Source organism: Treponema zioleckii (assembly GCF_014737315.1).
In the GTDB taxonomy this organism is placed as follows: Bacteria; Spirochaetota; Spirochaetia; order Treponematales; family Treponemataceae; genus Treponema_D; species Treponema_D zioleckii.
Genome location: NZ_JPUF01000090.1, coordinates 1 through 10,486 on the forward strand (window position 1 = coordinate 1; position 10,486 = coordinate 10,486).

Here is a 10,486-nt window from a genome sequence, read left to right on the forward strand (position 1 = left end):
TTTTTTTATGCTGCAAATGGCGTGTTTGACGGGCTACCGTTCGGATTATTGTTGTCATTCATTTCGATTAGCCAAAGAATAAATTTTATTTTTTGCGGAAGAATTTCCCGGAGAATCAACGTTTCTTCTGCATGAGCGGCGAATGAAACCGTGCTCTCGATTAAGTCGCTCATAATCGGGGGAAGTGTTCCGAAGAGATTCAGCGTTTCGCTTTCGTTGTACTGCCGTTTTTCAATCGGCGGTATGTGTTTTTTTAGTATCGTTTCCGGATAGAATTTGCAAGGTCTCCAGACTTTTTCTCCCGTTCTGGAACGGCTTCCGGCTGCTCCGAACAATCGGCAAATGAACGGTCTGCCTTCATAAATCGAGCAATGGTAGGGGCTGTCCGGGTTGAACATTGGGCATGTGTCTTTGCCGTTGTCAAACGGATAAGAGTCATTTAGGATTGAAAAAGCCGTTTCTGGCTGGTTTTCCAAAAGCCATGCCGCCATGTAAAGAGCTTCGCCTTCAAAAATGTCTGGCTCAAAGCCATTGCAGCAACTTCCGCAACCAGAAGGGCAGGTGAATTTACTTGTTTCGTACCAGTTTGCCTGCTCATCAGAAATTCGCTCGTAAGCAGATTCAATTTCAACAAGAATATCGTGAACTGAAGTATTTTTGAGTTTTTCGAGTATTGAAGAAATTTCGGACATAAATTTTTCCTTGGAAGAAAGTTTTAGGTTCAATTTCGAGTTTCTACCAATCCTCTCATTCACTGTTTTAGGTGTACAGATTTATCGGGACAAGCCCGATAATGACACACGGTTCTGTTTTGTAAAATAGAAAGGTAGAAATTCGACTTTTTAAAAGTTCACAAAGAGAGCTGGAATTTTTTTATTCCCTTTACGAAGTAGTCCAAATTTATGGCCACAAAAAGTGCGCAATACGCTGTTACTGCACCCGCGAAGACTAAATAAAATGCGAGAATTAGATTTTCGTCCTGAGAATTTCTCGTAAAAATGCCGAATGCCAGCATAAAAATAATCATCAAGATGCCTCCGACAACCCATTTTGTCATTGAGACTGGTTTGATTTCTGGAAGCCAGCCAAAATAATGCTTTTTGACAGCGTTCAAAATTTTGGTTGCCGAGACCGGAAAGTCGATTTTTAGCGGTTCAGCGGCAACTCGCTCCGCCATTGTGAGCAGTTTTACTTGCCTTCGGCATTCCTTGCAACTCAAAAGATGAATTGTAAGGCTCAAAGGCAAGCGCTCATTTTTGTCGAGCATAAGATATTGATTCATGTGTTTTTCGCAAATTGATTTTTTGTCTTCTTTTTTTGATTCATTAGTTTTCATAATACCCCCTCAATTTTTCACGCAAGATTTTTTTTGCACGAAAAATATTGGATTTTATTGTGTTCAGCGGAAAATTGGTAATTGCTTCGATTTCCTCGTATGAAAAGTCGTGAAAAAAATACAGTTCCAGACAAACAGAATATTTTTCTGGCAAGTCTGTGAGTGCCTCTCTTACGGCTTCCATCGTGATTCTTCTTACTTCCTCTTCCTCTGGAGTTAAATTTCTGCCTTCCAAAAGTTCCTCGTTTGCCAGCGGAATGTATTCCTGCCGGCGGTTCAAGGAATTTATTGCCGTATTGTAGGCGACTCTGGTTATCCACGTGGAAAAAGAAGAATCGCCCCGAAACTGCGAGAGATTTGTGTAAATTTTGACGAAAACTTCCTGCACAAAATCTGCCGTATCTTCATCATTTTTGAAAAAACTTTTGCCAAGTACGGTGACCCGTTTTTTGTAAAGATTCACCAGCTTTTCGAAAGCTTTTGAGTCATTGTTGAGTGCGGCTTTTATGAGATTCGCATCTCTTTTTTGTGCGAGCAAACGCTCTATGTTCTTAAATGGTTCATTCTTCATCAGGTGATTTTTTGTCTTCTGGGTAAAGCCCGTAGAAAACTAGCAGGCAAATTCCGATTCCGAGTGGAATTAGTCCGCCAAGAAGTGCCGGTGAAGAGCCTTTCGTCAGGGCAAAGAAAAGAGAGAGAATCAGCCCGACTCCTACAAGGACAAGCCCGATTAGAAGCGAGTAGATTTTTAAATTGAATTTTTGTTTGCGGTAAGTTCACATTTTGATTTGGAGCTTAACCTCATGATGATGCCAAAGCAGCGAGAAAAATATCACGACACCGCCGATTCCTATTCCGACGATTGGAATTAAAGCTAGCATTACTTGTGCCGCACTGCTTTGAAGTGTTGTATTCATTTTATTCCTCTTTTTACTTTTGATTGCCACACGGCATTTTTTAGATGCCATAATATTTGACAGTCAAAAAACAAAAAAGTTGCAAAAATTACTGAATGTACTGGAGTTCGTTAAAGTAGATTGCTTTCACTTTCCCGAGCACCATTATTGAATTCACCTGGTCTAAAAGTTCTGTTTTTATTGAATTTTCGGATTTTGCAAGAAGCTCTGCCTTCGTTCTGCTTGAAAAATATCCGTTAAAAATCGATTTGATGCTGGAAAGTTTTCTGTCCATTTCCTCGTAGAAGTCTGTGTCGCTTTCCTCGTACTGGAGCCACGGGGATACGACCACTATGGCCCGAAGGTTTTCCTCGTCGGATTTTGTGGAGATTCGGAGTTTGCCTACCTCGTTAAAAGCGAGCGAACCTTCTTTTTTGTTTACTTGCTCCGGCGTTGGATCGATTTTTCGAAGTCCGTTTCCGAGAGAGCCTTTTTTTGAGACGAGCGAAACTGCTGTTCCCGCGATGATTCCGATAAAAATTGTTGCCGCAATGGCAATCAGAATTTTGTTCAAAGTCATTTTTGATTCCTCTTCGTTTTTTTGACTACCAGTCGAATGTCAAGTTTTTAAGTCAATGTAAAAAAATGCGCCCACTATCAGAAAAGCGCGTCTGTTGCGCCAAACTGAAGAAAATAGGTATTCGACTGCGCGAGAATCGCTAAAAAACTGTCTCACAGTTTTTTCCGGCAAAGCCGTCGCTGTCTACTTGCGAACCTTCAGGAATGCCTTCCTCAGTTTTGCTCTGCAAGAACATTTTTATGAACCACGCATAAAATGCTGTCGTTCCACTTTTCTTCCCGTTACCGCATTTTTTATTTGGTTGTGAAACTCGAAATTAAACCTACCAATCAGACATGAAAGTTTTTTTTGGCTTGGTTTCCTCGTATTCTTCTTTTTCTGCGAGAGCGTCTTCTTCGCTGTCCTGACAGTACGGCTTTAGAAGATTTGAGAGCCGAGGATTCTTTCTAAGTTCACCGCCCTTTATTTTGACGTGAATTCCGTCTTCGAGCCAGTTTTCTTCTATAATAATTCCTGTCTTTCGCACTTCTGAAAGCAGGTTTGATTTTTCCATTGGGAGAATGTAGCTTTTTTCTTTTCCCATCAGTTCGTCGCAGATTTTTTTTGAAAGCTCGTTAAAGCCTTCGTGCGTCTTTGCGCTGATTTTTATGGATTCTGGAAAAAGATTTTCCAAGTGCGTGAGCTGAGTGTCGTTTTCTTCAAGTTTGTCGATTTTGTTCAGCACGATGATTCTTGGAGTTTTTTCCGCGTGGATTTCGGTAAGGACTTTTATGACAGTGTTGTACTGGAATTCCGCATTCGGGTCGCTCGCGTCGAGTACGATTAAAAGCAAATCCGCTCGCTGCGCTTCTTCAAGTGTGGATTTGAACGCGTTTACAAGGCTGTGCGGAAGGCGCGAGATGAATCCTACTGTGTCGGTGAGCAAAATGTTTGCACCCGCTTCGCCGGCTGTGCCTGTTTTGAGCTGGAGTTTGCGCGTTGTCGGGTCGAGTGTTGCAAAAAGCTTGTCTTCAACAAAAACGTCCGCACCTGTGAGCGCATTCAAAAGCGAGGATTTTCCCGCGTTCGTGTAGCCTGCGAGCGCGCAAGACGGTACGGGCACTTTTTCGCGCCGTTTTCGCTGCGTTTCGCGGTCATTTATTACTTGGCTAAGCTCTTTTTTTACAGCCGCGATTTTGTCCCTGATTGCGCGGTGGTCAAGTTCGAGCTGGGTTTCGCCTGAACCTTTCGCGCCAAAGTTTCCTCCTCGCTGCCGTGCCATGTCGCCGTAAGAGTGGGCGAGACGCGGCAGGGAGTATTCGAGACGTGCAAGCTGAACCTGAAGGACGGCTTCTTTTGTTTGGGCGCGCTGTGCAAAAATCCGCAAGATTACTTCCTGCCTGTCGTAGCACGGAATTTTTGCGAGTTTTTCCCAGTTCCGCTGTTTTCGTGGTTCAAGTTCAAAGTCAAAAATGATTACGTCGGCTTCGATTTCTTTTGCGAGAGATGCAAGCTCTTCTGCTTTGCCTTTGCCCATTCCGTAGGCAGGCGAAACTTCGAGCCGGTTCAGCACGACCGAACGGGCTATTTCGTGTCCGAGTGTTTTTACGAGACCTTCAAGTTCGCTCAAATCAGCATTCGGTGCGCCGATTAAAAGTGCGCGAATCTTTTTTTCCTCTTCTTCTTTTAAGTTGATTATTTCCATTAAATTATTCCGTTAAAAATTATAATACAAGTTTGTGCTGGTTTGTGATAGAGAAAATCGTGAATTGTGAATTGTGAAAGAGGATAAATTTGTTTGCAAATTTTTGTTGCTAAGTGGGGCGGATAGAGGCCACGAAATTAGGTCTTCCTTGCCACCGCATTTCGTGAACACATGCAACCTCCCCACCCAACACTGTAGTTTTTCCCCTGAAAAACTAAACCTTAAATTTGTCGATTTGCGAGCCGATTTCGTCAATTGAATCTTTTAGCTGGTTTGCAATGACTCTGAGAGTTTCGCCGGTCTCGTTTATTTTTTGCGCCCCGACGGACATTTCGCTCATGCTGTCCTGCATTACGCCTGTTGCGTCCTGCAAGTTTCGCACTTCTTCAAGAATCGATTTGTTTCCTTCCGACATTTCTATTCCTGCCGTGTGAACTTCGAGCGTTGAGTCGTTCATGGCTTGGAGGGCTTTGCTGATTTGCTGCGAGCCTTCGTTTTGTTCAGCCATTGCGGCTTTTATTTGGCGTACAAGTTCGTCCGTCTCCTTGATTTTGTTTGTAACGCTGCCGAACGCTTCGCTTGACTGAACGGAAGCCGACACAACACCCGAAATTGAATTCTGAATGTTCGTGAGCTGTTCGCCGATTGTCTTTGACTGCTGGCCAGACGTTTCTGAAAGTTTTCGAATTTCGTCTGCAACGACCGCAAATCCCTTTCCGGCTTCGCCCGCATGGGCCGCTTCGATTGCCGCGTTCATAGCCAGAAGATTTGTCTGCTCGGCGATTGCCGCAATGGCAACGTTGGCTTCTTGCAAAGTTTCGCTTTGATTCTTAATCTGTTCGATTTTTGTATTGACTTCGTTTTGAATCTCAGCTCCGTGTTGCGCGCTTTGCGTAAGGGAATTGAATGAGTGTGACATTTTTTCGATTGATGAAGTTACAGAGCCAATATTTCCTATCATTTGCTCTACTGCCGCGCTTGCTTCCGAAACGCCGGAACTTTGTTTCTCAATCATTTTTTCAAGCGAATCGATGTTTGATGCAATTTCGTTTACGGCACCCGCAGTTTCATGAACGGAATTTGACTGATTCGTGATTTGTGTGTGGACTGAATCGATGTTTGCGAGAATGTGCGTGATTGACGCCGCTGTTTCATCCGTGCTTGACTGAAGTTCCACGCCTGCCATTCCAAGTTTTTCTTTTGAGTCCTTAACCTGCTTTATGATGTTCTGGAGTTTTTCAATGAACGAGTTGAAGCCTTTTATAACATCGGAAATTTCGTCGTTCCCGCGGCTGGCAATTCTTTTTGTAAGGTTCGCATCTCCGCTTGCCACGTCGTCAATGGCATTTCTAAGCCGTCTTAACGGTTTTAGGCTGATTGTCATTGTTATGCCAACGGCAAAAAAGGCAATTAGAAGCAGAAGCAGTGAGAGTGTTCCGATAACGCTTGACATTCTGTTTACGTCCGCGTAAAAGTCGTTCCTGTCGCAGACTCCAAGAACTGACCAGTCGGTTCCAGGAATCGGTCTGTAGCCTGCAATCATTTCTTCGCCGGTTTTGGAATCTGAAAAATCCTGGCTTCCTGTGTTTCCGGCTATAAGTTCCGCAACGATTTTTGAAAGTTCTGCAGGAGAGTCTGTAAGAAAATTCTGATTTTCTACAACTTCATCCAGAATGACTGATGCGACGATTTTTCCTGTCTTTCGGTTTACTACAATTATTTTTGAATTCGTCGTTCCAAACGAAATCTGCTCGATTTTTTTTGAGAGAACGTCCCCGTTAACATTTGCCACTACGCAGCCAATCGGAGTGTTGTTTGAGTCAAAAACTGGCACTGCGTAAATTTGAAAGAGCACGTTCGTAATCGGGTTTATGGCCGGATCCGCAATGTAGTTTTCGCCCCTCATTGCCGCGTCGATGTATGCTCGTTTGAGCTGAATCTGTTGCCCCGCTGCGGTAAAGCTGTTTCCGCCGGCATCGTAAAAGCCGATGTTCTCGTATTCAGAGCTGACTTTCGAGATTTTTGTGAGTTGCTGGCATTTTTCAAAGAGAGGCATTTCGTCGTTCCGTAAAAAATCTGCCCGCGAAAGAGCTTCAATCATTCGGAAGTGTTTCTCGGCATCATTTTGTATCTTGCTTCCGGCGGATTCGGTAACGGAATCTACGAGCCGTGAGACCGTTTTTTCTGTGGAAGTTGTGGAAAGTTTTAGTGCTGTTGAAACTGTTATGACGTTTGAAAGCGTAAAAATTACAAGTATGATTATGATAAGCCTGACTTCAAGGCTCTGGACAAGTTTTTTTAGTTTCATATTCTTAATCTCCTTTCAAATTCTCTTCATTATACTTTAATTCTAACTTAAGAGAAATATTTTTTTTTGTAAAAAAAATTTAAGGGGAGACACTGAAAATTGAGTTTTCAGACGGTCTGATGGGACTTTAGACCTTAAATTTCTAGTGCAGGATTCAGCAAGTCCGTGTGCTAAAAAATGATTTCCGAATTCTGTTGTTCTTACCCGTTGAACACATTGCCCTCGGATTGTTAGAATAAGGCAACTTAAAAAAACGAGGTAACGATATGAGTTCAAATTTTCCACTCTCGCACGATGAATTGGTAAAAATCACAAAAGATTTTCCAACTCCTTTCTATATTTATGATGAGAAGGCGATTCGCGAGAATGTCCGTGAGTTTATCAAGGCGTTTTCGATTTTTCCTGAGTTCCGCGAATATTTTGCGGTAAAGGCTTGTCCGAATCCTTATATCCTCAAAATCCTTGCGGAAGAGGGCTGCGGAACTGACTGTTCTTCTCTCCCTGAGCTTATGCTCTCGAAAATGGTCGGTCTTAACGGCGAGTTCGTCATGTTCACTTCGAACGAGACTCCGGCTTCTGAGTATCAGTACGCTTTTGCCGAAGGCGACATCATCAATCTTGATGACATAACTCATATCGATTTCCTAAAAAAATCTCTCGGAAAACTTCCAGAGACAATCTGCTTCCGTTACAATCCGGGCAGCGCGAAACATGGCTGCAACTCGATAATCGGAAATCCTAAGGAATCAAAATATGGCCTTACCCGCGAACAAATGGTTGAGGCCTACAGAATAGCAAAGGAAAACGGAGTAAAAAGATTCGGGCTCCACACGATGGTGGCTTCGAATGAACTGAATCCTGATTTTTTTGTTGATACCGCAAAGCTTGTTTTTGATTTGGTTCTTGAAGTAAAAGAAAAGACCGGCGTAAAGATTTCGTTTGTTGACCTTGGCGGCGGAATCGGAATTCCTTACCGCGAAGACCAGAAAAAAGTTGACCTTAACTACGTGGCTAAGAAAATCCACGAGCTGTACGAGAATCTTATCGTTCCTGCAGGTCTTGACCCGATGCGAATCTGCTTTGAATGCGGTCGCCCGATTACCGGACCTTATGGCTGGCTCGTCACCACTGCGATTCACGAGAAGCACATTTACCGCGAGTACATCGGAACGGATTCCTGCATGGCAGACTTGATGCGCCCTGGCATGTACGGTTCTTACCACGAAATTACGGTTTCTGGCAAGGAAAACGCTCCTAAAGACCACGTTTACGACGTTGTAGGTTCGCTCTGCGAAAACTGCGACAAGTTCGCGATTCAGCGCCCGCTCCCAAAAATCGACAGGGGCGACTTGATTATAATTCATGACGCGGGAGCTCACGGACGTGCAATGGGCTACAACTACAACGGAAAACTCCGCTGCGGCGAGCTTCTTTTGCGCGAGAACGGCGAGGTTAAGCAAATCCGAAGACGCGAGACAATCGACGACTTGTTCGCGACGCTCGATTTGGACGGCGTAAAGAATTTTGAATAACGCTTTTATCAACTTGTAAAAAATCTGTTGGGCGTTCTACGTTGTTTCAAAAAAATGATGACTGAGCACGGAAGCAACATAAGCTTGTGTGCCCTGACTCTTTTGGGAAAATTAGCGTAAAATGTCATTCAGAACTTGTTTCGGAATCTTCGCTACTTGCCCAACAGATTTTTTTATGTTGCAAAACGTCATGCCGAATTCATTTCGGCATAGAATCTTCAGGAGCGAAAATAGGGAGAAAAGGAGGAAAATATGACTTTAGATGAAGTTGCTTCTAAACGACGGAGCGTAAGGCATTTTAAGGACGCGGGGCTTTCTTTTGATGAGAGAAAGTCTAAGATTGAAGAAATTATTTCTTTTGTTTCGGAGAATGCGCCTAGCTGGAAGAATTCTCAGACTCACCGATACTACGTTGCGCTTTCGGACGACAAAATCGCCTCGGTAACAAATGCGTTAGTTGAACGTAACAGGCCTAAATGCACGAACGCCGTGGCTTTGATCGTCTCTTGCTTTGAGAAAAACGTTTCTGGATTCAGCAAGTCTGAAGAAAAACTTGTTCCAGACAACGAATGCGGAAACGAGTGGGGCGCTTACGACCTCGGTTTGAGCGATTCACTCCTTCTTTTGAAGGCCCGTGAACTTGGATTTGACACGCTCATAATGGGCTTGCGTGACTCAGCTGCGTTAAAATCCGCTCTCAAAATCCCAGAAAGTCAGGAAGTTATGGCTGTAATCTCAGTGGGAATGCGTTCCGACGAGCCTGTAAAGCCTGGCAGAAAAACCCTTGAAGATATTTTAAAGATTTTCTAGTATAAGGAAACTTCGAAAAGCTTCAGTTTTTCGATGTACCCATAAATTATTCAGTCGTCATTTTGATTCGTTTCGGAGTGGCGGAAATTTTTTTGTAGGAGATTCAATATGGATCTTATCATAACACTTGTAATCGGACTTCTTATTGGTGCGCTTGCCGGATTCATCATGGGAAGCGGAATCGGAATCTTGGGCTGCATCGTCTGCGGTCTTTTGGGGTCATGGGTTGGCGGTTGGCTTCAGGGCGTTCTCGGTGTTCACGGTGGCGCGTTGATTAACTACGGGTTCTCTGTAATTGGTGCCTGTCTTTTGATTTTTGTTTTCAGGCTCATTTTCGGAAAACGCCGCTAAAATTTTTCCGTGCTCCGGCAAGTCTTTTACGACAAACCGGAGTTACGTAAAAATCCATCTGTTTATTCAGCCAGCCAGTTTCTGACAGATTTTTTTATGAAAAACGTTGAAAAAGATGAAGAAAAACTTCTTTTTTCAAGCAAAATAACTTCCGACGTAAAACCCTACCTTGAAGAATTCCTTGAGAAAATGAAAAACGGCGAACCGATGACTTCTGAAAATTCTCTCATGCGGTTCAGTGCATTTTTAAGCGAGGAAGCGATGAGACTCACCTCCATTCTTAATGGCTCCTATCATGAGCCAAAAATCGTGAGACAGCTTTTTTCAATTCTTATCGGAAAGAAAGTTGACAAGCAGTTCAAATTGCATCCGCCGTTCTACACTGATTGCGGGCGTAACATTACCGTAGGAAAGCGTGTCTTTATAAACTCCGGGTGCACATTCCAGGACCAGGGCGGAATCACAATCGGGGACGACACTCAAATAGGTCACAACGTGATTCTTGTGACGCTGAACCACGACAAAAATCCGCTTGAACGAAGAAAAATTTATCCTGCCTCAATAAAAATCGGAGCCCGTGTGTGGATTGGTTCCGGGGCGATTCTCCTTCCCGGCGTGACGGTGGGCGACGGTGCGATAATCGGAGCCGGCAGCGTAGTGACTCACGACGTTGCCGAAAACACAACCGTAGCTGGCAATCCCGCCCAGATTCTTCCAAGTCCTAATCTTGTCGTTCCTACCCGATTCGTGTAGTATTTTTTTGTAGGGGACGTTTTCGATTTGCGGCGGCTTGCCTCCGAATTCTCACGAATGAAGGAGGCTGTCTGTGACGGAGTACGAAACAGCGATGTTAATCATCGCAATTATCACTCTTGTTATAGAACTGCTCACCTTCCTAAAAAAATAGGATAAGAGCAATAAAAAAAACCGCCCGTAAATGAAGTGTACCAGACTTTCTAGGGCGGTTTATATCAATCGCTAACGGAGGT

11 protein-coding genes are annotated in these 10,486 nt (G+C 43.8%); 4 read left to right on the plus strand and 7 right to left on the minus strand.

Annotation, left to right across the window (positions count from 1 at the left end):
* Positions 1 to 5: 5 nt before the first annotated feature.
* From JI65_RS15710 to JI65_RS15740, 7 genes are all read right to left on the minus strand, one after another.
* Entirely contained in the window at positions 6 to 692 is a 687-nt protein-coding gene (locus JI65_RS15710) for a YkgJ family cysteine cluster protein (RefSeq protein WP_191018110.1), read from the minus strand.
* Positions 693 to 850: 158 nt separating this feature from the next.
* Positions 851 to 1,336 carry a hypothetical protein gene (locus tag JI65_RS15715; protein WP_191018111.1) on the minus strand — a complete coding sequence of 162 codons (486 nt, stop codon included), beginning with the start codon at positions 1,334 to 1,336 and terminating at the stop codon, positions 851 to 853.
* The gene (locus JI65_RS15720; RefSeq protein WP_191018112.1) at positions 1,326 to 1,907 is read right to left on the minus strand and encodes an RNA polymerase sigma factor; all 582 of its coding nucleotides are present in this window, start codon (positions 1,905 to 1,907) and stop codon (positions 1,326 to 1,328) included. The genes JI65_RS15715 and JI65_RS15720 overlap by 11 nt, the downstream gene beginning before the upstream one ends.
* Before the next feature lie 205 nt (positions 1,908 to 2,112).
* The gene (locus JI65_RS17710) at positions 2,113 to 2,253 is read right to left on the minus strand and encodes a hypothetical protein (RefSeq protein WP_340138456.1); all 141 of its coding nucleotides are present in this window, start codon (positions 2,251 to 2,253) and stop codon (positions 2,113 to 2,115) included.
* A gap of 88 nt (positions 2,254 to 2,341) precedes the next feature.
* A complete protein-coding gene (locus JI65_RS15730) occupies positions 2,342 to 2,812 on the minus strand; it encodes a flagellar basal body-associated FliL family protein (RefSeq protein WP_191018113.1) in 471 nt (156 codons plus the stop codon).
* Positions 2,813 to 3,134: 322 nt separating this feature from the next.
* Positions 3,135 to 4,496: a GTPase HflX gene (hflX, locus tag JI65_RS15735; RefSeq protein WP_242457276.1), complete on the minus strand. Its 1,362-nt coding sequence runs from the start codon at positions 4,494 to 4,496 to the stop codon at positions 3,135 to 3,137.
* A 214-nt stretch (positions 4,497 to 4,710) separates the two neighbouring features.
* Complete coding sequence (locus tag JI65_RS15740; RefSeq protein ID WP_191018114.1) at positions 4,711 to 6,804, minus strand: methyl-accepting chemotaxis protein; 2,094 nt, start codon at positions 6,802 to 6,804, stop codon at positions 4,711 to 4,713.
* Between the two features lie 266 nt (positions 6,805 to 7,070).
* Here JI65_RS15740 and lysA point away from each other — a divergent pair, with 266 nt between their 5' ends.
* From lysA to JI65_RS15760, 4 genes are all read left to right on the plus strand, one after another.
* Positions 7,071 to 8,336: a diaminopimelate decarboxylase gene (lysA, locus tag JI65_RS15745; protein WP_191018115.1), complete on the plus strand. Its 1,266-nt coding sequence runs from the start codon at positions 7,071 to 7,073 to the stop codon at positions 8,334 to 8,336.
* A gap of 252 nt (positions 8,337 to 8,588) precedes the next feature.
* Entirely contained in the window at positions 8,589 to 9,146 is a 558-nt protein-coding gene (locus tag JI65_RS15750) for a nitroreductase family protein (RefSeq protein WP_191018116.1), read from the plus strand.
* Positions 9,147 to 9,254: 108 nt separating this feature from the next.
* Entirely contained in the window at positions 9,255 to 9,497 is a 243-nt protein-coding gene (locus JI65_RS15755; RefSeq protein ID WP_191018117.1) for a GlsB/YeaQ/YmgE family stress response membrane protein, read from the plus strand.
* A 96-nt stretch (positions 9,498 to 9,593) separates the two neighbouring features.
* The gene (locus JI65_RS15760; RefSeq protein ID WP_242457277.1) at positions 9,594 to 10,250 is read left to right on the plus strand and encodes a DapH/DapD/GlmU-related protein; all 657 of its coding nucleotides are present in this window, start codon (positions 9,594 to 9,596) and stop codon (positions 10,248 to 10,250) included.
* Positions 10,251 to 10,486: the final 236 nt, after the last annotated feature.